16 protein-coding genes and 1 pseudogene are annotated in these 20,257 nt (G+C 51.0%); 2 read left to right on the top strand and 15 right to left on the bottom strand.

Annotation, left to right across the window (positions count from 1 at the left end; genetic code table 11):
- Window positions 1-15 precede the first annotated feature (15 nt).
- The 4 genes from pilV to ACWWJF_RS01545 all read right to left on the bottom strand — a co-directional run bounded on the left by pilV (window position 16) and on the right by ACWWJF_RS01545 (window position 4,141).
- Complete coding sequence (pilV, locus tag ACWWJF_RS01560; RefSeq protein ID WP_455868473.1) at window positions 16-459, bottom strand: shufflon system plasmid conjugative transfer pilus tip adhesin PilV; 444 nt, start codon at window positions 457-459, stop codon at window positions 16-18.
- A 181-nt stretch (window positions 460-640) separates the two neighbouring features.
- Window positions 641-1,396, bottom strand: a complete 756-nt coding sequence (istB, locus tag ACWWJF_RS01555) for an IS21-like element helper ATPase IstB (protein WP_455868472.1) — start codon at window positions 1,394-1,396, stop codon at window positions 641-643.
- Between the two features lie 14 nt (window positions 1,397-1,410).
- Complete coding sequence (gene istA, locus ACWWJF_RS01550) at window positions 1,411-2,940, bottom strand: IS21 family transposase (RefSeq protein ID WP_455868471.1); 1,530 nt, start codon at window positions 2,938-2,940, stop codon at window positions 1,411-1,413.
- A 277-nt stretch (window positions 2,941-3,217) separates the two neighbouring features.
- A complete protein-coding gene (locus ACWWJF_RS01545; RefSeq protein WP_455868525.1) occupies window positions 3,218-4,141 on the bottom strand; it encodes an IS5 family transposase in 924 nt (307 codons plus the stop codon).
- 76 nt (window positions 4,142-4,217) lie between these two features.
- Between ACWWJF_RS01545 and ACWWJF_RS01540 the strand changes: the two are divergent.
- Both ACWWJF_RS01540 and ACWWJF_RS01535 read left to right on the top strand, forming a co-directional pair.
- Window positions 4,218-4,574 (top strand): annotated as a pseudogene (locus ACWWJF_RS01540) (IS5 family transposase); the annotation flags it as partial.
- Between the two features lie 298 nt (window positions 4,575-4,872).
- A protein-coding gene (locus tag ACWWJF_RS01535) for an IS3 family transposase (RefSeq protein WP_455868524.1) occupies window positions 4,873-6,041 on the top strand; the annotation gives its coding sequence in 2 pieces (ribosomal slippage) (window positions 4,873-5,128 and window positions 5,128-6,041; 1,170 coding nt in all).
- Window positions 6,042-6,082: 41 nt separating this feature from the next.
- Here the strand turns inward: ACWWJF_RS01535 and ACWWJF_RS01530 are convergent.
- The 11 genes from ACWWJF_RS01530 to ACWWJF_RS01480 all read right to left on the bottom strand — a co-directional run bounded on the left by ACWWJF_RS01530 (window position 6,083) and on the right by ACWWJF_RS01480 (window position 20,113).
- Window positions 6,083-8,044, bottom strand: a complete 1,962-nt coding sequence (locus ACWWJF_RS01530; protein ID WP_455868523.1) for an FKBP-type peptidyl-prolyl cis-trans isomerase — start codon at window positions 8,042-8,044, stop codon at window positions 6,083-6,085.
- Window positions 8,041-8,496, bottom strand: coding sequence for a hypothetical protein (locus ACWWJF_RS01525; RefSeq protein ID WP_455868522.1), 456 nt, complete (start codon window positions 8,494-8,496; stop codon window positions 8,041-8,043). Before ACWWJF_RS01525 ends, ACWWJF_RS01530 begins: the two co-directional genes overlap by 4 nt.
- Window positions 8,497-8,575: 79 nt before the next feature.
- On the bottom strand, window positions 8,576-11,293 hold the full coding sequence (locus ACWWJF_RS01520; RefSeq protein ID WP_455868521.1) for a TcfC E-set like domain-containing protein: 2,718 nt from the start codon (window positions 11,291-11,293) through the stop codon (window positions 8,576-8,578).
- A 54-nt stretch (window positions 11,294-11,347) separates the two neighbouring features.
- Window positions 11,348-11,869 (bottom strand): CS1 type fimbrial major subunit, encoded by a 522-nt coding sequence (locus tag ACWWJF_RS01515; protein ID WP_455868520.1) that lies wholly within the window; start codon window positions 11,867-11,869, stop codon window positions 11,348-11,350.
- 154 nt (window positions 11,870-12,023) lie between these two features.
- On the bottom strand, window positions 12,024-12,758 hold the full coding sequence (locus ACWWJF_RS01510; RefSeq protein ID WP_455868519.1) for a hypothetical protein: 735 nt from the start codon (window positions 12,756-12,758) through the stop codon (window positions 12,024-12,026).
- An 88-nt stretch (window positions 12,759-12,846) separates the two neighbouring features.
- On the bottom strand, window positions 12,847-14,178 hold the full coding sequence (locus tag ACWWJF_RS01505; RefSeq protein WP_455868518.1) for an IS4 family transposase: 1,332 nt from the start codon (window positions 14,176-14,178) through the stop codon (window positions 12,847-12,849).
- 618 nt (window positions 14,179-14,796) lie between these two features.
- Window positions 14,797-15,965, bottom strand: a protein-coding gene (locus ACWWJF_RS01500; protein ID WP_455868476.1) for an IS3 family transposase whose coding sequence is annotated in 2 segments (ribosomal slippage) — window positions 14,797-15,710 and window positions 15,710-15,965 — 1,170 coding nt in all. Because the reading frame shifts where the segments join, the coding sequence is not laid out codon by codon here.
- 104 nt (window positions 15,966-16,069) lie between these two features.
- Window positions 16,070-16,504 (bottom strand): regulatory protein RecX, encoded by a 435-nt coding sequence (locus tag ACWWJF_RS01495; RefSeq protein ID WP_455868517.1) that lies wholly within the window; start codon window positions 16,502-16,504, stop codon window positions 16,070-16,072.
- Window positions 16,501-17,928, bottom strand: a complete 1,428-nt coding sequence (locus tag ACWWJF_RS01490) for a DUF6880 family protein (protein ID WP_455868516.1) — start codon at window positions 17,926-17,928, stop codon at window positions 16,501-16,503. Before ACWWJF_RS01490 ends, ACWWJF_RS01495 begins: the two co-directional genes overlap by 4 nt.
- A gap of 394 nt (window positions 17,929-18,322) precedes the next feature.
- A complete protein-coding gene (locus tag ACWWJF_RS01485; protein WP_455868515.1) occupies window positions 18,323-19,213 on the bottom strand; it encodes a replication initiator protein A in 891 nt (296 codons plus the stop codon).
- Window positions 19,214-19,942: 729 nt separating this feature from the next.
- Window positions 19,943-20,113: a hypothetical protein gene (locus ACWWJF_RS01480; protein ID WP_455868514.1), complete on the bottom strand. Its 171-nt coding sequence runs from the start codon at window positions 20,111-20,113 to the stop codon at window positions 19,943-19,945.
- Between the last annotated feature and the right edge of the window lie 144 nt (window positions 20,114-20,257).

Below are 20,257 nucleotides of genomic sequence, written 5' to 3'. Positions count from 1 at the left end.
TATCTGGAGATACAGCTACTGTCTGGTGTTACAGGGGGCTACATCACCTTTTTCTGACAAGGTATCCCCCTGTACGCTACAGGTGAGCGCCTGTAGCGCGGGCGGGTTTTTCAGACTGTTTTTGACGACGCCGGTGACGTATTGCTGACCCAAGCCATTTTTCTCGGCGAAGCCCTGTTGCAGATAACCGTTTTTAATCAGTAACGACGGGGTAATACGGTAGGGCAGGGGGTTATTGAGTAATTCATCACGATGGTCAGCAATATACTGCTTTGATGCTTCATTAAACTGGCTGGCATGACGCGCTGCGACGACCCACTCCTGCTCATCCAGATAGTCACTGTATTTCTCTGCGCCAAATAGAGCAGCTAATGCCACAATCACCAGTGCCCCCATGATTTCCAGCGAGACAAAACCGCGATGTATCGCCGTTTTGTTTGCGTTTGCATGATTTTTCACGTCAATACACCTATGGAATTGAGAAAATTATTCGGCTTTTACGATGTAATAAAAGGCAATATTTTTTGGTCTGACCTCCTGGGTTGCGTATTCGCATGCGATCGATCATCGATTCGCATCTAAGGTCGATCACGTTTTCGCATCGTAATCGATCACCCGGGAACCTAACTTTTTTATCGTTTTAGCGTGTTTCTTCTGCGCTTTCCACTGCCAGGCTATTTTTCCTTAATGATTCTCCCTGAAGCTCCACTCTGTGAGAGTTGTGGATCAGCCGATCCAGGAAGGCATCTGCCGCCGTCGGGTTTTCCATCACTCCGTACCATTGCTCCACCGGCAACTGGCTGATAAGGATCGTGCTGGTTTGCCCATATCGCTCTTCCGTTATTTCCAGCAAGTCATTGCATTGCCGCGTTGTGATAACTTCAAGACCAAGGTCGTCCAAGATAAGAAACTCTATTTTTTGAAGCTGTTTCAGTTGCTTAAGCCAGCTGCCGTCCAGTCGGCCCTGCTCAAGCTGATCCAGCAGCCGACCCATGCGCCAGTATTGAACGCTTCTCTTTTGCCGGCACGCCTGCTCGCCCAGGGCACAACCTACCCAGCTTTTTCCGCTGCCAGTTGGCCCTGTTATCAGGATATTCTTGCTGTGGGTGATGTAATGCCCGTTCAGAAGCTCGCGCATCTGTTCGGCCTTTAACCCTCGGGAGACCGGATAGTACATACCCTCAGGGGTTGCACCGTGGCGCAACCGTGCCTGCTTTCTCAACCGCCCAACACGGCTGTTTTCACGATTCAGTAGCTCTTCTTCGACAAGTAACCCCAGGCGTTCTGCGAACCCCAGCTCATTGTATGTACCAGGTGCCTCACGCTGGCGTATCATGCCATCGGCCATTGCCGACAGCTTCAGCGTTCTAAGTTTGGTTAGCAGGTCATCAGTCATAACGACTCCCTTTTTCAGTGGTAATATTTTGGACCACGCAGATTCTCGTGCTCCAGTGGAAGCTGTAACTCTCTATTTCCTTTAACTGTTTCTCCGATGCCCTCCCTGTTGTGACGCAGCAGATTCTCGATAAAACGCCTTTCCGGATGGTTCAGCCCGCAGGCCTTGTCACAGGCTTTTTCCAGCCGTTCGGCACCGTATTTTTTCTGGAGCGACAGTAGGCCGAGAACAGCCCGATAAGCCTGCTCAGGATGATTCTTCGCGTTTAGCATCGCTTCCACCACCTGCCGGGTCGCCTTGCCGGTTCTCGCGGCATTATCCAGCAGCTTTTCAGGTGTCCAGCTGCTGTGCCCGCGGTGATTGACCGGCATGTGTGCCGGATTCGTGCTGTGGCTGTACTGCCGATCGCTGCGAGGGTGCTGAGCCACGCAGCGGCCCTTATGCCAGACCTGGACCAACGTCTGACCCGCTTTTACCGACAGCCTTTCACCAACCAGCTCATGGGGAACGGAGTACCAGTGGCGGTCGTATTCGACGTGATAGTCAGGAGCGACCTTCACCGCACGGTATTCGGTGTATTCATAGGGCATGGCTGGCAACGGCTGCAGGCACGGCGCATCGAGCAGCGCAAAGCGCTGCGCTCGGCTCTGGCCCCCATAACCTTTCATTGGCCGGTTATTCAGCTCGGTCATCAGCTCACTGAGCCTGACGTTGAGCGCATGCATCGTATGGAAGGTTTCATTGCGTATTCGCGCCAGGAGCCACCTTTCGACCAGCAGGACGCCGTTTTCCACTTTGGCCTTGTCTTTCGGTTTGTAGGGTCTGGCTGGCATCACTACCGTGCTGTAATGCGAGGCCAAAGACTGATAGCTGTCGTTGATGACCGGCTCGTAGCGATCTGCTTTGCTCACCGCGCTACGCAGATTATCGGGTACCAGCAGGGCTGGAACGCCGCCGAGGAAGGTCAGGCAGTGGCTGTTAGCATTCAGCCAGCTCATCATGTCCTGACCGGGGCAGGCTTCTGCATAGGTATAATTTGACGCTCCCATGACAGCGACGAAGATGGCGACCCGGCGCACATTTCCCGTATCGGGGTCGGATACCGGCACCGTGGGCCCGCAGAAGTCGATGAACAGCTTCTCACCGGCACGGTGGGTCTGGCGCATCGAGCGTTTCTGGCATTTCTTCCATTGGCGATAACAACGGCAGAACTGAGAGTAGCCCAGCGCCATTTCTCCGGTTTCGGTGCTGTATTCTATCCACAACAGCTGCCTGGTAACCCCTGGCCGTCTTAGCTCGGTATCGATATACAGCCAGTCTGGCGCGATAAGCTCCGAGGTGCGCATTCTGCGGGTGGGGAACAGCATCTTTTCCAGTTTTTCTGGCAAGAGCGCATCAGGCAATGGCCACGACAGCGATGCGGCGGTAAAACGGGAGAGCACCTCATAAACTGTGGAAGGGCTGACCCTAAGAGCAGCGGCGATGGTGCGATTAGACTGGTTGCACTCAAATTTGAGTTTGAAGATCTGAAGACAAGTCTCCATGGGACTCCTGCTTTTTCTCTTTCTGGCCATCGTTATCTCCATTTCAGTAGAAACTGCGAACGGAGAGGAGGTTAGAAGAGTTAAGTCCCGGAGTGATCGATACGACGCGAATCAGTGATCGACCTTAGATGCGAAATCGTGATCGATTGTCATGCGAATCACTGATCGATCACGATGCGAATATGCAGTTGAGCCCCGGTCAGGCTCATGAAAGTCAGTTTGCACTGGCTTTGTTGAATAAATCAGAACTTGTAACGACTGTGCCCCAGGTCGATTGTTACGTGATGCGAATACTGTTCGGCATTCCTAATAGCGTGATCCGGTTAAGCGCTTTGACCATCGCCATGGCTTCACCCACCTGAGCATCGTAGTCACGCAGACTTAGATGACCACCCAGAAGCGTTTTGAACCGGAACATGGCCGTTTCAGCCACTGAGCGTCGGTGATAGCCCACTTTATTTTTCCAGGTATCCTTGCTGCCGCTCAGGCGCTGATTTGCAACAGCGTGGTTACGCTCGTGGTAGTGGTCCGGCCAATATTGCGCCCCCCTTCGCGGCGGGATAAGCGGCCTTATTTTCTTCCTCAGCAGAGCATCATGGCAGTAACCTGTATCGTAAGCGCCGTCAGCCGATGCCTCTCTGATTTTCCGGTGGGTCTGGTTTATCAGTGCCGGTAGAGCCTGGGCATCAGTCGTACCACTGAGCGACAAATCCGCACAGATAATCTCATGCGTCGCACTGTCTACTGCCAGATGCAGCTTACGCCACACCCTGCGTCTGTCGGCACCATGCTGCCGGACTTTCCATTCGCCTTCGCCAAAGACCTTCAGGCCGGTTCCATCAATGACCAGATGTGAGATTTCACCACGGGTTGGCGTTTTTATGCTGATGTTCACTGTCTTTGCTCGCTTGCTGAGCAGCGAATAGTCTGGACAATGCAGCGACAATTTAATCAGTTTAAAAATCGAGTCAACAAAACCCTGTAAAGCCCTCAATGAAAGGCCAAACACGCGTTTCATCATCAGGACTGTGGTGATGGCCATATCTGAGTAGTGGAGCGGTCGTCCACGCCGTTCAGTAGTCGTTTTTTCCGTCCATGCAGCAATGGCTGATTCATCTAGCCATACGGTTAGAGAACCGCGCTGCTTGAGGGCCTTGTTATAGGAGGGCCAGTTAGTGATTTTAAAATTTTGTTTTGCCATGGAGACCTGATGTTGAAACAACTATGGTGATCTGATCCGATGATTAACCAAACTTTCTATTTATTCAACAAAGCCGTTTGCACTACGTCTTTTGGACGGTATTGGAGTTCAACGCCAGAACGGCAGTATGAAACGCCGTGGTCATGCGGTACTCGCTGACAAGGCGTACTCCGGGCATGTATTACGTAACGAGCTGAAAAAAAGAGGTATAAAAACTGTCATCCCCCGAAAATCCACTGAAAAAATGGCGGTGGATGGTCGTTCAAAGCTCGATCGTGACGCCTACCGCAATCGGAACGTTGTTGAGCGGTGCTTTGGCCGTCTGAAAGAATACCGTCGCATTGCGACACGTTACGACAAAACGGCGAGGAATTATCTGGCAATGTTGAAACTGGGCTGCATCCGCCTGTTTTACCAGAGGTTATGTAATTAAGGGACACAGCCTAGAGCTCACACCTTTACACAGACCAGCGAAGAGGGGACGTTCCCGACCACCGGCTTTACCGGGGCGACATTCACCATCGTGCCGAAGGACAGCAAGAAAGCCACAGATTACGACTGGACCTCCAGCGCCAGCTGGGTCTCGGTATCGGACGGGGTGGTGAAGTTCACCGGCACGGGGACGGGCAGTAAGGTGACCATCACCGGTACCCCAACCTGTAGTGGCACACTGATACTGGCCACCTGAGCGGAGGTGATATGCTCACCTCATCAACACGACAGGTGACCTCATGGGTAAACATTTTACGGCGGAATTTAAGCTCGAAGCCGCAAAGCTGGTTGTCGACCACGGCTACACATACGTTAAGGCCGCAGAGGCGGTTAATGTCAGCCATTCTGCCATTAGTCGCTGGGTCAATAAGCTTCGCCTTGAACGACAGGGAAAAACGCCAACGGGACTTCCTCTTACCCCTGAACAGCTCGAGCTGCGTGAGATGAAGAAAAAAGTCCAATGCCTTGAAATGGAGAACGAAATCCTAAAAAAGGCTACGGCGCTCTTAATGTCGGACTCACTCAACGGTTCACGGTAGTCGACAGGCTGAGGGCGCGATACCCGGTCACGGCGTTGTGCCAAACTTTTGAGGTACATCGCAGCAGCTACAGGCACTGGCAGGCTTCCGCTAATGAACCCGACGGTGAGCGCGTGGTTAAGTGTAGTCGCGTCATGGAAGCCTGGAACGCCAGCGGCGGCTCTGCTGGCGCTCGAAGTATCGCGACCATCGTCACCGGCAGCTCCGGTGTCAAAATGGGGCGCTGGCTGGCTGGCAAGCTGATGAAGGAGCTGGGTATCGCCAGCTGCCAGCGACCGGCTCACAAATACAAACGCGGCGGCAATGAACTCGTTGAAATACCGAACTATCTCAACCGCCAGTTCGCGGTTACCGCGCCGGATCAGGTCTGGTGCGGCGATGTGACCTACATCTGGACGGGCAAATGCTGGGCTTACCTTGCGGTGGTGCTAGATCTGTTCGCCCGCAAACCGGTGGGCTGGGCCATGTCGACGTCGCCGGACTCGGCGCTGACAGTTAAAGCGTTGCAGATGGTCTGGGAACTCCGGGGACAACCAACAGGAGTCATGTTCCACAGCGACCAGGGCAGCCACTATACCAGCCGTCAATACCGGCAAGCCCTGTGGCGCTGCCGGATAAAGCAGAGTATGAGTCGGCGGGGTAACTGCTGGGATAATGCGCCAATGGAGCGGTTCTTCCGCAGCCTGAAGACAGAATGGGTGCCGACAAAGGGTTACAACAGCTTCAGCGAAGCCCAGGACGCGATTATCCACTACATCACGGGGTATTACAGCGCTATCCGGCCTCACTGGTATAACGGCGGCTTAACTCCAAACGAATCTGAGCGACTGTTCTACATACAGTCTAATGCGGTGGCCAATATTAGTTGACCACTACACTTCTGATACCAGCAGTGTTTTCATGCGTTTCCTTATTTGTCCGTACGCTTATCAGTTTTATCACCCGTTACGTCCAGCACGCGGATGTCATATACCATGGTTGAACCCGGAGGGACGCCGGCAGGTGTGTCACTATCGCCGTAGGCCAGTTCCGGCGGTGCAACCACCCTGATAGCACCGTGGCGACCCAGAAGGGAAATCGCTTCCCTGAACATTTCGGGATAGCGGTCAAGCGGCATCTTGAACATTTTTTTGTCCGCCACCATGTCGCTGATGACCTTTCCGCTGCTCAGGCTTTCCCGCATCACGCTGCTTACCGTATCGGTGCTGTGTATGGTGCGGCCATCCCCCTTATCCCGGATCTGATACCAGAATCCTGAAGATGACTTTTTCACCCCCGGCTCACGCATGAACGCCTCCAGATAGCGACTGCCTGCCCTGCGGGCAGCACTGTCTGTCGCATTAACACCGGCCGTATCCTGAGCGTTGATGGTGAGCGTGTACAGCATGGTGGCTCCGGGCGGAATACGTGGAGGGAAGCCGTCATCACCATAAGCCAGTGAGGGGGGGACAAGAAATGTCGCCGAACCATGCAGCTTCAGCCGTGCGATAACGCTGCGGAACAGCGGGGGGAAATCCCTTATCTGCTGAGACACCCGGCTGCCGGCATCAATAACGGTTCCGTCAGCAAGCCTTTCCCTCACGGTGACATGAATGGCGCCATCCGCAGACAGGGGGGCGTCACCCGGCGCGTCCGTCCGGTACCAGTAACCCATTTTGTCCCTGACAACGCCCGACTGGAGACGAAACGCGCGCAGTGCCTTTTCGCCCGAGGTTTTCTGGGCACTGATTGTTCTGTCACGTGCGAGCAGCACTTCACGACTCCGGGTCTTTAATGCCTCCTGCAGCGCGCTTTCGGGATACCTGATCTGCTCTGACAGGGCATCGGTAAAACCGCCAGCCAGGCTCGGGCGGCTCACGGGGATCCCGAGCAGGGCATTCATCCGGATGGCGGACAGAGCCTCGCGTCCGAAAGCGACACCTGCAGCATAATCGCCGTTCAGTCCGTCATCCGCGAGGTTATCCGGTGCACGAACTTTTTCAGGATTGCCGGATACCTGTGCGGTCTGAGAAGTGGAGGGGGTTTTACCGGCTTCCGGCACACTGGCACCTGAAGAGGCTGAGCTGACAGATGCGCCCGCGGAGTGCGGATTGAGGGTATTATCAGACATCGCTCTGTCTGCCAGCTGACGGCGAAGTGATTCAGCCTCTTTACGGAACCGGGCTTCTGAAGCACTCATGCCGTCCAGCGCTGACTTCAGCCGCTGGTTATCCTCCATAAATTTCCCGAGAGAGACCAGCCGGGCACTCTTTACATCATCCTGTATCACCAGCGCTTTATTCTCAAGCAGCAGACGAGCAGTCTCGCTCCTGGCAGCGGCCAGCTCATCAGCCAGCCTGGCGGTCTGTTTTAGGGCCTCCTCCCGTGCCGCAGATGCCGCCTTTTCCCTGATAGTCAGGGAGGAATTCTCATCCTGCAGGGATTTCAGCGTCGGGACTAAAGTCGTGGTGTCAGGATGAGGGGTAGCAGACACTCCCCTGGCCGCATTCTGTTCTTTCGCCTGCAGTTCACTCAAGGCCAGTCTGAGAGTATCCCTCTCCTGTGAGACAGCTTCACATTGTTGCTCACGTGCATTTTTGACTTTGATCAGTGTCCGGAGGTTTTTCACCTTTTCCTGCTCGGCAGACAATAGTTTTTTCAGGCCCTGCTGCTCTTCTTCGGGAGCAGTACACGTCACCGCTTTCACCTGCACAGGGGACGACGGAGCAGAGTGATGCTGAGACGCCTGAGGAGACGCGTTCTCTTTCAACCACTGAGGTGCAAACCGGAACAAAGGCGGTGTATCTTCCGCCCGGGTGTACCTCGCCGGCAGAAGCAGGCTGATGACCAGTGCTGTAACACTCAGCCTGAGGGCAGGTAAACGAACCATCATTTAAAGACTCCACCCTTGTCGGACAATGCCGTCAGCAGGGTGTGAGAGATATCGGCACACATTATCGCTGAGCGGTACTGGTACAGGGAGTCAACGGCCCCCTGCGTGCCAGCGTTAACATCATTGCGCACGGAGGCATACTGACTGGCGACTGTCATCAGCCGGGTGAAGGCAGCCTTACGGCGGTGGTATTCCTCCGGATTAATCTGCTTCAGTGCTTCCAGTTCCTTACTGCAGCGGTTCAGCATGGCTGACTGAAAAGTCTGTGTTTCGTTTACCACACCAGTCGCAGAAGCTGGCAGCTTCTCTGTATTAACAGAAGCTGCACGCTGTGGGGCAATTGTCTGCGCACATCCTCCGAGCAGAACAGCCGCTGCAGTAGTGAGAATCAGTCCCGTCATCTTACTGAAAGAGCACGGTTTACGGCAGTGTAATTGTGATTTAACGCTCATGAAAAAGACGCCTTCAGGAAAAGTAAAAGAGTAAAATCTGACATTACTGCGTGCTGTTTTTTTAACAATGAATGAACGGTTACTCGTAATTCATTGCTGTCTTATCGTCGCCAGCCTTTCTCAGACCGGCGGTCATCAGTTCTGCCTGCTGCCTTTCAGTCTCCGGCAGACGGGCAAGCGGGATGCTCTCACAGCGGACCGTTCCCACCCAGCGAACCACATCCCTCACCGATTTAACCCGGACAGGGCACTGCAGGTATTCATCTCCGCGCATGACATAAAGAGCCTTCAGTGGATGACTGGTTTCCAGTGAGAAGCCGCCACTGCCCAGCGGGCTCCACGTCATCACGTTAAGTGGAATGGCATCCTCAAGCGGGTGGTCTGCAGCGTCGGTCATCTTCCCGAGCCAGGTGTAACGCGTGCTGATGCTGATGTCCCGGTTAAACACCTTCCCGGGCATCATAAACAGAGTACGGGAGCCGGCTCCCCGGCTGATCTCACTGCTGATACCCTGTGAGATGTCTGTTGATTCACTGACGCTGACCGTGGACTGCTGGTAGCCCGGCACCGTAAACAGCCCACGGCTGTTACCCCTGATATCAGCCCGGCCACCGTTATCCACGGAGACATTAACGCGGGAGGTTTTGTCGTCATCCCAGGCGTCCACGCCGACGGTCACGGCGGATGAAGGCATGCCGTCACCCCAGCGTCCCCAGTAGAAGCCGTTACGATCAATCACGAGAGATGAACTGTAGTTGCCGCTGGTACTGAATGTGTGCTGTCCGTACTGCCTGTCCCAGGCATCGCTCAGGGTGAGCGAACTGCGCCCGTACTGACCGCCATAGAGCCCGAATGCCTGGGCGCTGACGGTGCGGGTATTGACTCCACTCACAGCTCCCCCCAGTTGATTGTCACCGGAGTTATCCAGGTAGCGGCTGTAACTGCCGCTGTAACCCAGTTCATCACCGTTGGGGTGGCTGTTCCTCCAGGTTGAACTGAGTGAGCTGCTGCTGCCCGGGTCATCGGGTCCTGAACGGCCCGTCCTGTACAGACTGACTGTGACGTAACCGCCCTTGTCCGTACCCGCATAGCTGTTGTCATGGCGCATGAAGGCATTCAGGCTTGCATTGATATTAAGACCGTTCCACGTAAAACTTTTATTGAGCCCCGTCTGCCATTCACGGCTGCGGGAGCGGGTCGTGTACATCTGATCCCAGGGTGCACCGGCATTGTGCTCACGGTCATATTCGGGCAACTGGCTGCGGTAGACGTAGCGACCTTCATTCTGGCTGGTCGAATAGCCAAGCGTGGCGTACCAGCCCTGCACCGGTACGGAGAGTATGATGTTGCTGCTTTTATAACAGCCGCTGTAGCTGTAGAGTTTTTCCCCCTGCGTGTTGCAGTCCGGGGAGCTCATGGCAGAGCGATAATAGCTGAGCGAGAAGCCGTCGTTGTAACTGACCTGCTGGTTATTGCCGGCGGAACCGTCACTGCCGTGCAGATAGCTGGTGCGCACCGACATTACGCCATCAAGCACAGGCCCACTGTCAAAACCGTGGCTCCAGTCCAGCGCCCCTTCCTGATAGCTTACGGTGTTGAGCACCGTGGCGCCTGCGGTCAGGGCAAGACTTTCCGTGATCGGAATGCGCACACCTCCCACTAAAACCTGGTGGTTATCATTTGTTTTCACGTGGCTGTTGTCGACGAGTTTTCCGGCCTGCAGGAACCACTGGAAGGTGCGGTCAGGAGCGGCGCCGATACTTGAATAGGGAACCGTCTGGGTGCGAACCAGCTGGTTATCTTCATAAATCTGTAGTGTGACGGTGTAACTGCCGGAAGGGAAACCCCGGGTATCAAGCTGCTGTGCACCCGCGCCGAGGTAGAATGACTGCAACAGCCGGTTATCCCGGTATGCGTCGACGCGCGATTCACGTGAGAGAAACACCGTCACGGGGGTACCCCGTACAACTTTATTCTGGTTCACCCAGGCCCGAGTGGATCCGATGCGCACGCCGCGGATTTTCCCAATCGGCAGCTGGCTGAGGTTCAGGCTTCCTCCCGAACTGCTGAAAATGTCACGGGAGTCCATCTGGCCGGCCTGAAGATAGATTTTTTTCCACATATCCTGACGGACGTAGGTATTGTTCACGTCCAGCTGTGTATTGCTGTCCGAGCGATATCGCTGGCCAATGTAGGTCCAGTCCACGCTGGCATAACCATTTTCGGTCAGTCCCAGCGTACCATTCCCCTGTACCGAGACCGACTGGTAATTACGGTCAGCCACAAAGTTCAGGTTCTGCTGATGAATAAAGCCGTTGTGGCTATCATGGGCATTACTAAAATAAATGTCGTCCCCTTTTTTTTCAGGTATAAACTGGATGGCAAGAAACAGGCTCGCCCGGGTATTATTTTCGTCATAGATGATCGCAACACTCTTTGTATTGATATAGTCACATCCGGGGCGGTTCCCTCCGGTGCTGCATGACAAATTGCTGTTTCGTGCAAGAGGTTGCGAAAAACCAGTTTCAAGAAGGGATTTCAGGTTCGGCGTATTGCCATAACGCTCTGTGACGGCCCTGATAAGTTTGTCAGGATGTAAAAAACGCACTTTTTCGAGGTCCACATCTGCCTGGTACAAACCCAGCGACTCTCCGTACAGGGAAACGTCCAGCCAGATAAGCTGGCCTTTTGCCAGTTCCTCGAAACCAGGAGGTATCTGCAGGTTCGACGCTGCCTGAGAGTAGGCGCACACCAGCGTGGCAATAATTACGCTGAGTGTTTTTTTACGATTGAGCATAAACCTGCCCTTGGGGAATGGAAGCGGCTAACCGCTTCCGGTGAAAAATATAAATCAGCTGCCAGAGATAGCACTTCCATCTTTCGTGGTTGCCTGGGTCACAACGAGAGTTACCACCCCGCTGTATTGTCCGGCTACCACCGTTTGTGAAGGATTTTTCTGCTTGATGGCAAGAGGCAGCGCAATAGACCCATTAGTTATCCCGTTCGGGAACAATGTGCTGTACTGAAATGCTTTGGGAGCAGTGGCTGGGGCGGCAGTGGTCAGAGCAGTGCCATTCAGGCCGACTGTCAGTGGAATCGGGTTATCACCGTTGGCGTCGGTCATTTGTGGATCGGTGCTCAGATAAACGTTCATATCAGTCTCTGCGTTCGACCACAGTTTCAGGTTTGCCTTGTACCCGTTCATACCGAGTCCTGGTGTATAACTCATGTTCACCGAAGAAGGCACAGTCGTTCCGTCACTCAGGGTCAATCCTATTGTCGGATCAACATTGGCATTTACCGTGATATTGGTCTGGTATGCCTGTGCTGCGAATGCGCCTGCCAGACCGACTGCACATAAAAGAACTTTCAATTTAGTTTTCACAATGTAACCTTTTTAATTACCATTATGTTAAATCCCCTAGTGGGGACGCCTTAAATCCCCTAGTGGGGACGCTTTAAATCCCCTAGTGGGGACGCTTTAAATCCCCTAGTGGGGACGCTTTAAATCCCCTAGTGGGGACGCCTTAAATCCCTTGGATAACAGGCAGTGAAATCTCTTCATTTTTACTATTTAGCCAGTTATTGAATCGCGCCTTGTAAAGTGTGCCCGGGTGATAACTGAACGACTTAATTTTCACTTTCGTATCCGGATAAATTGTTGCTCCTTCCTTGTGCCAGGTACAGTCTACCGCAGACGTACACTCCCCGATCTCTGTCAGCGGGATTCGTAAAGAGCCGTCATTAATGATCATCCCGGTTTTGCCGTCTATTTTCAGGCTGGCCAACGGATTTCTTGGTGCGACATGAACCAGAGCCCCCCAGATAATGCTGATGCCTACCTGAGCTGTGGCCTTGCTTTTAGGAGCAGGATCCGTCACGCGATTAAATTCGTTCTCAGTAACCCTTTCGAAGTAAACCCGCCAGGTGGTTTCCTTTTCCGGCAGATTCACTGCCACCAGTCGAACAAGTCGCTGGCCTCCGGGGCTGACGGCCAGTTTCTGAGGTGTAATAACAAGTGCACCATCCGACGTCATATCAACGGGAATTTCTTTCTCCAGAGGAGTGCCGGGATTAATAATTTTTTTTTCCGTTACCCTGACGAAAGACACTTTATCGCTTCTGGAAAGCACCTGAATTTGTGATGCGCCTTTATTACCCACACCGACTTCAATCGGATAGATAACCACTTCAGCACTTGCTGAAGCACAGTAATGAAGCGCGCAAAGCGCCATGAATATAACTAGGTCTTTTTTTTTCATTTACTCACCTTTGTTCAGAAAGATAATTCCTTTATTGATGGCAACTGATGTTTGACGTTACTGAACGCGCTGACTTTAAGTCACCTAGTTATACACATCTCTGTTCGTGCCTGAGCGCGCGTAGCGTTTCGGCGGCCGTCATGACTTTCTGCAAGCCTTTCCTGATAGTTTTTGCGCCTGGTTCACCGTCGCCTTTTCGAGCAAGAAAGCCTCCCAGTTGCGCAACTAAGCGCAATACTTCGTTTAGCTTAGGGCGGCCCTTGGGCATACGCTTGTTCATCAGTAGGTAAGCGCCATGAGTCTCGTCGGAATCAAAGAACAACATTGCGTCCAGCTCTGGACAGGTTCGTCCCATACGCATTAAATAGGCGATGCGCCATGCCACGATCATGAACAGCGCCAATGCCCGCTCAATGCGATCCACGGTCGATAACTGTAACGCTTCGACACAGCAGCCGTTCTTCAGCACATTGAAGAACATCTCGATTTCCCATCTAGCCCGATACCAGTCGATCAGCTCCACGATATCTTCTCGTCCTTCAGGTACGCGATTGCTCAGCAACCGCCACTCGACCGGCTTCACGCCTGCTGGCGGCTCAATTTCCTTGGCTATCACACAAGTCACTGCCAACCCGCAACGCAGCGACACTCGCTTCACGCGCAGCGCCTGTTTCACCGTACGCGCCTTCTGCCCCGCGCGAGCCGCCATAACGAATTGGATTTCTCCCACCGGCACGGTCTTTCCAACCTTCTGCCAAAGCTTCTCATTACAGTCCAGACTGCGATTATGAGTCGAGCGGATCAAACAGTCAGCCTGAGTGCCAAGGTCATCAGCGAGCTGCATCAACGCCTTGATATCCGCTTCGCGATCGGCTAAGTACACCAGACGTGTGTTTGGCAACTCCGAGGCGAGTTCAGCAACTCGCTCGTATCCCTCGAGCCAGCGCGTACTCTCCTTGAGCCCATCGCGTTTTCCGTCTGCATCCTTCGGCTCTCTTGCCCACATCCACGCATCCAGTACGCCCAACCCCACGCGATCCGGACTGACCGCGTAGGTCGGATGCAGGTACAGACCACGCCTGGCTTCGTAGTTCAAGGGACCCAAGCCTTGGATTTGCTGCCCGTTGAAGTCAAGCTCGGTAGTGTCTTGGATACACAGCACAACCTCGTGTTCTCGGATCCTTTCCTGCGTACGCTGCCAGTGAGGTTGCAGAATGTCTCGCCATTCGAATGCTTGGTTCTCCATGAAGCGGTAAGCACCCAGCGTCTCAGACCATCCGAGGCACGCATGCGGAATGCTGGCTTGCGGATTCTCAGCCAGCCGTATCAAAAGCCCTTTGGCACGCTTATTGAGCCTCGTGTCACCAAGATTTACCCCTTCCAGTTCTTGGTGTGCCCAGCCATCTGAATCCCGTGTCATTTTTCAGCGCCGTAAATGGCGATAGTACACGTCGGTTTCACTTCATTTACAACCCCACCGGCTGCCTATTTCAGCCCGCTAACCCTTGGCATATAAGGCGTTGCGGACTTGTGTATAACGAGGTGACTTTAAGTATGAACATCAAGTAGTGTTAGTTTTGACTGATTTTTAAAATGAGTATTTTATTCATGAAATACTGTTAACTCGCTAACTAATTTTTTCGGTGTAGCCATAAAAAATGGCTTTAATAATTCATCATGATTAAGCCAGTTAACCTGAATAGCATTAATTTTTATTAGGTTACCTTAGTATTTTTCCTAGGTTAAATAAAATCGCATAAACCGATAGATAATTAATAATTGATAGTTATTTACTATTGAACTCATCCTATTGATCGTCTTGGGGGTTTGACAATCAATGATGTAAAAAACCACGTTAAGGAGATAATCCGTTGTTTAAATTGAAATTTAATGGTCTCAATTCTCCCTTCAGAATATCCTCCTAAGAACTAAATAGCTGTTCCTAATACCGCTACACTTTTGCCTATCCATGTTTTCCACTGGGAAACGGGCTGACGGTTTCCATGAAGCGGCGAACCTTGTTCAGTCACTGTAGTGGTCAACTAATATTGGCCACCGCATTAGACTGTATGTAGAACAGTCGCTCAGATTCGTTTGGAGTTAAGCCGCCGTTATACCAGTGAGGCCGGATAGCGCTGTAATACCCCGTGATGTAGCGGATAATCGCGTCCTGGGCTTCGCTGAAGCTGTTGTAACCCTTTGTCGGCACCCATTCTGTCTTCAGGCTGCGGAAGAACCGCTCCATTGGCGCATTATCCCAGCAGTTACCCCGCCGACTCATACTCTGCTTTATCCGGCAGCGCCACCGGGCTTGCCGGTATTGACGGCTGGTATAGTGGCTGCCCTGGTCGCTGTGGAACATGACTCCTGTTGGTTGTCCCCGGAGTTCCCAGGCCATCTGCAACGCTTTAACTGTCAGCGCCGAGTCCGGCGACGTCGACATGGCCCAGCCCACCGGTTTGCGGGCGAACAGCTCTAGCACCACCGCAAGGTAAGCCCAGCATTTGCCCGTCCAGATGTAGGTCACATCGCCGCACCAGACCTGATCCGGCGCGGTAACCGCGAACTGGCGGTTGAGATAGTTCGGTATTTCAACGTGTTCATTGCCGCCGCGTTTGTATTTGTGAGCCGGTCGCTGGCAGCTGGCGATACCCAGCTCCTTCATCAGCTTGCCAGCCAGCCAGCGCCCCATTTTGACACCGGAGCTGCCGGTGACGATGGTCGCGATACTTCGAGCGCCGGCAGAGCCGCCGCTGGCGTTCCAGGCTTCCATGACGCGGCTACACTTAACCACGCGCTCACCGTCGGGTTCATTAGCGGAAGCCTGCCAGTGCCTGTAGCTGCTGCGATGTACCTCAAAAGTTTGGCACAACGCCGTGACCGGGTATCGCGCCCTCAGCCTGTCGACTACCGTGAACCGTTGAGTGAGTCCGACATTAAGAGCGCCGTAGCCTTTTTTAGGATTTCGTTCTCCATTTCAAGGCATTGGACTTTTTTCTTCATCTCACGCAGCTCGAGCTGTTCAGGGGTAAGAGGAAGTCCCGTTGGCGTTTTTCCCTGTCGTTCAAGGCGAAGCTTATTGACCCAGCGACTAATGGCAGAATGGCTGACATTAACCGCCTCTGCGGCCTTAACGTATGTGTAGCCGTGGTCGACAACCAGCTTTGCGGCTTCGAGCTTAAATTCCGCCGTAAAATGTTTACCCATGAGGTCACCTGTCGTGTTGATGAGGTGAGCATATCACCTCCGATCAGGTGGCCAGTATCAGTGTGCCACTACAGTGTGCCACTACAGGGCTCTGACAACCATGATCAGCTTAACGCCTCAAATATAATGTCCATCGAAAACCCCTTGTACTGGAGGTAGCGAATCTGTTTGTTTTTTTCTTTGGCTTCTGATACCACCTCATCACCAAATTTACTGACTTTCAGCTCCCTTGCCATGGCATACCAGTCCACATCGACTTTCTCCAGCAGCTGCTCGACCAACTCCTGAGAAAAACCTTTTTGCCTGATCTCCTGTTTGATTCTGGCCGGGCCATGTTTTTTTCGAACATGTTTATCAATCAGGTGCGTTATCAGGCGGTGATCATCCAGATAACCACACTCAACCAGCCTCGACAACGCCTTGTCAATATTCTCTCTGTTTTCCGTAATCTTACTCAGAGCCCGTGTCAACTCACCGGATGCGTAATCCCGTCTTGCAAGCAGTGACACCGCGTGGTCATACAGTTCCTGTGATGTCATGAGGCATCTCCGCTGTAGCGTAGGCCGTCCTTTCCTACGGATAATCCTTTGATTTTATCTGTCATCAGCGGCCAGAGTGCGGTTTTACGTTTATGTTGTTCGTAGAGGGTTCTGAGGTAGTCCTCTGTTTGCGGAAGCTGAGGGCAATATTCCAGACCTTCGCCGTAATCGACGGCTTTTTTCATGTCTGAGGCGGCATAGCTGTAATACTTGCTTTTTGATTGCTGAATGTTGTCCTCCACCAAAAAACGACGCAAAATGGTCGCCGTATGCGCATAGCCGTGTTTATACAGGGTACTGGATAATGTCCGTAAATATGAATGGGTGATATAAGCCAGCGAGTCGGCAAGGTTGTTTTTTAGCGTGCCCATAATGCAGGCGTCGATTAAGTCATACCGTTCAATGTCTGATGCAAAACAGACATATGGCGCCAATCCTGTATCTTTTGCTATTTCCAGGAATGCCAGGCTGTGATCGACATCTTTTTCAGCAGCTTTTGTGTACAGATGATAAAAACGGGTATCACCTTGAAAAGTGAATGCTGTAATACAGTGGGCTTTGGCCTCTTCTTTTCTCCCTTCGTCAATCAGGGCCTGAATGAATAGTTCATTCCATGTGATATTATCGGTGATATCCTCATCGTCATTCCGCTGACTTTTTAATACTGCGAGTGCATCATCGGACCGCAGTTCTTCCATAAGTAATCTGGCATAATCAAAATAATGGGTGAAATGGCAAAACTCATCGTTTTTAAACGCCATCGTCAGAAAATCCAGGTCTTTTATTATCATGCTGAAACCCAAAGCTTCCCGGTGGAGTTTTTTTTGATAATACATGTCACGAATTATACGTAAAATATCCGTACCGAGTAAAGTGCGGTATTTTTTAAATATTTCAATCCCAAAATAGAATTCTCTTTCAACAACGGTGAATATTTTTTTAGCAATGAATGCAGGATCGTTGTTTTTTTGCGCTCCCAGTGATTTCATCCACGCATCCAACAAAATGGTGTAGTAGCCCATCCAGCTTCCGCTGGAGGTGTCCACGTTCCCGGTGAATTTTTCGAACTCAAGCATCATTTTTACGCTCAGACTTTCCGCCTGCTCGGGGAGCGCGTGGGCGATACCCACAAGGGGGGTCGCTATACTGCGGGTCAGCTCGTCAAAAAAGGCATCGGCATCATAGTAATCATAAAAGCGTTTGCTTTTGGCACGTCTGGCATATTCCTTCTCGACGGCTTTGAGTACCTCCGCTGCCGATAACAGATACCCATTAACCAGAGTGTTCCTGGCCTGCTTATTATCCTGTATCAGGTCATGAATTATATTGAGTAGCTCGTCATGACCCATCTCTGAAAGCTGTGCGGTTTGTTTTTTTGTTAATGATGCCATGAAACTCCTCCTGAGACCGGCAGTATGAAACACCAGGGCGAATTATAAAATAACAATGATATGCAAAAGATATTAATGATTAAATATTGATAGGTTTATACGATTTCATTTAGCTTGGGAAACATCCTAAGCTAAATAATAGAAAGTAATGCTGCTCAGGTTAACAGATTTCACCACGATAAAAAAAAGGTAATGTAATGGCACACTGATACTGGCCACCTGATCGGCATATCGTTATACACATCTTTCTAACGCACTGTTTAATCAATGAGTTACGGGTTTATCTCAGAGTGGCATTTTGAACCTCAAAAAGCCAATGGGATGGCTTGAATGCCTTAATTCACGGGGTTCTGAGCATCCTGTTCAAAAAATGGCCAAAAGATGTGTATAACGATATGCCGATCAGGTGGCCAGTATCAGTGTGCCACTACACGACCGAATTTTTTAACTTATAAATTTCTCGTTTTCCTTTTTCCCGTTGTTGCTCTTTTTCTTCCTGCCCCGGTGTCAGATTGCGATTATTAAAAATCACCATATCGGATTTTGTATCGTAACGAATGCTGTAATCGGGTAAGTCATTCGCTTTAGCCAGTTGTTTAATGTTATGCCTGAACATTTTCAACAATGCGGTACTCCCCGTTTTTAAATGCAGTTTCTCAAGGGCTATCGTAAACGCCCCCTGATTACCACAATGCTTGCGGACTATCTCATAAATTCGTCTGTCTATCGCTTTTCTGATACGGAAGTAGTCGGGACTTATTTTCAGCATTTTCTTTTTATGTAATGCCTGATAGAGCCAGTCAGGTAACGTCACTTCTACCATGCCGATATCCAACTTACCTTTTTTTTCTTCTAAAAAAACCCATTTATCAATCAGTCCAAAATTTTCTGTTTTCCTAGAATCATCAGAGTATATGATATTTGTTTCGATTCTAGTCCCTGCAAGACGAGCTAATGCTTTTCTTAAATCATCGTATGCTCTACCACTTTTATCTCTGTTGGTCGTGACAAAAAAATCATATGGTGTAAAACAAACTGTTCTACTTATTTCTTCATGATTATTCATCGCCTCCTGTAACTTTGATATACTATAAATCCATATATCTTTATCAAAAATTGTTGCTAGTCCAATTACAGATGGAGGACGAACCATCAAAGTTACATTACCATTTTTATATTCTCTAACCTTAGTATCTCCCCCTTTCATGGCAAAAAATGGATGTTCCATGCTAGCAATTTCATCTCTAAAACTTGAAAGTGCTACTTCATCAGCAATAAAAAATTCCAGTTCATGTTTACGGGGTCGTAATGTTTTCAAGTTACTTACTCTCTAATTACTTGTATGATCTGCCATAGCCTCAATCCTATCTAGTCTAGGGTTGTTGGTCAGAGACGGTTAGGTGCTAGTAACATCTAGCCGTTTCGCTATTCGGCTTTTAAAAACCGCAAATATATCGGCTTTTAAAAACCATAATGCAAATATATCGGCCTTTAGAAACTAAAGCAAGAAAAAATACCGCTCCAAGATGTGGATAACGTAAAAATCATTCGGCTTTTAAAAACTTTTGAATCGGCTTTTAAAAACTAACTATCGGCTTTTAAAAACTAACTATCGGCTTTTAAAAACCAACATATCGTAAAACTTACTTTATTTCATATACCTACAGAAAAAAAAATCCCTTTAACTCCTTTAACTTATACATAACTAATCTTTTAACCGAATTTCACCCCCTTTAGCCTGTGGATAACTTGACTTCTGGCAGACCAGCCAAACGGCAGATTTTTGCTCATTCCTGATAAAATTCCCTGTGGCCATTTCAAGCATCAGTGTGAACGTGCCTCAATCGTCATTAGGTGCTCTTCCGCTTCCTTGCTTTGGCTGTTCGTTCCTCGTCGCTGCGTTTCTGCGGTACGCCTCAGCCAAAGACTGCGGCGAGCGGTGGGAGTTAAGGGGAGGCTTTTCTTTGGTTCTCAAACGCGCTGTAACGACTCAGGAACGATTTTTTGAGATTTGGCATGCAAGAAGGGATTAAAAGCACAGAATGGCTTACAAGCGCTTATAGGGCGGATTTCTGGTCTGCCGTTCCCTGTCGATGGCAAACAGCAGGGCAACACCGGAAAGCAAATCCGGCACGACATCCGTTTTTGTGCCAAAGCGACCATTGTACAAACCACCCCAGCGGCGAACGATCAGCCAGTCACCAAACAGATCATTCATCAATTCGGCTTCGTACCAGCGTATCTCCGACTCCCAACGCCATTTCAACATTTAGCCATAGCCCTTTTGGTATTATACTTTGTTGAGTAAGCGCTCTCTCCAATGGCCGCCACAACCGGAGAACAAAGCCATGAACGATAAAGT

The sequence above is a fragment of the Symbiopectobacterium sp. Eva_TO genome (genome assembly GCF_053848865.1).
This window is presented reverse-complemented; position numbering and strand designations above follow the sequence as displayed.

Bases quoted from the DNA above. Each gene is read 5' to 3' on its own strand.
- istB (WP_455868472.1), bottom strand. From the start codon at position 1,396: ATGACTGATGACCTGCTAACCAAACTTAGAACGCTGAAGCTGTCGGCA.
- istA (WP_455868471.1), bottom strand. From the start codon at position 2,940: ATGGAGACTTGTCTTCAGATCTTCAAACTCAAATTTGAGTGCAACCAG.
- ACWWJF_RS01545 (WP_455868525.1), bottom strand. From the start codon at position 4,141: ATGGCAAAACAAAATTTTAAAATCACTAACTGGCCCTCCTATAACAAG.
- ACWWJF_RS01530 (WP_455868523.1), bottom strand. From the start codon at position 8,044: ATGATGGTTCGTTTACCTGCCCTCAGGCTGAGTGTTACAGCACTGGTC.
- ACWWJF_RS01525 (WP_455868522.1), bottom strand. From the start codon at position 8,496: ATGAGCGTTAAATCACAATTACACTGCCGTAAACCGTGCTCTTTCAGT.
- ACWWJF_RS01520 (WP_455868521.1), bottom strand. From the start codon at position 11,293: ATGCTCAATCGTAAAAAAACACTCAGCGTAATTATTGCCACGCTGGTG.
- ACWWJF_RS01510 (WP_455868519.1), bottom strand. From the start codon at position 12,758: ATGAAAAAAAAAGACCTAGTTATATTCATGGCGCTTTGCGCGCTTCAT.
- ACWWJF_RS01505 (WP_455868518.1), bottom strand. From the start codon at position 14,178: ATGACACGGGATTCAGATGGCTGGGCACACCAAGAACTGGAAGGGGTA.
- ACWWJF_RS01495 (WP_455868517.1), bottom strand. From the start codon at position 16,504: ATGACATCACAGGAACTGTATGACCACGCGGTGTCACTGCTTGCAAGA.
- ACWWJF_RS01480 (WP_455868514.1), bottom strand. From the start codon at position 20,113: ATGAATGATCTGTTTGGTGACTGGCTGATCGTTCGCCGCTGGGGTGGT.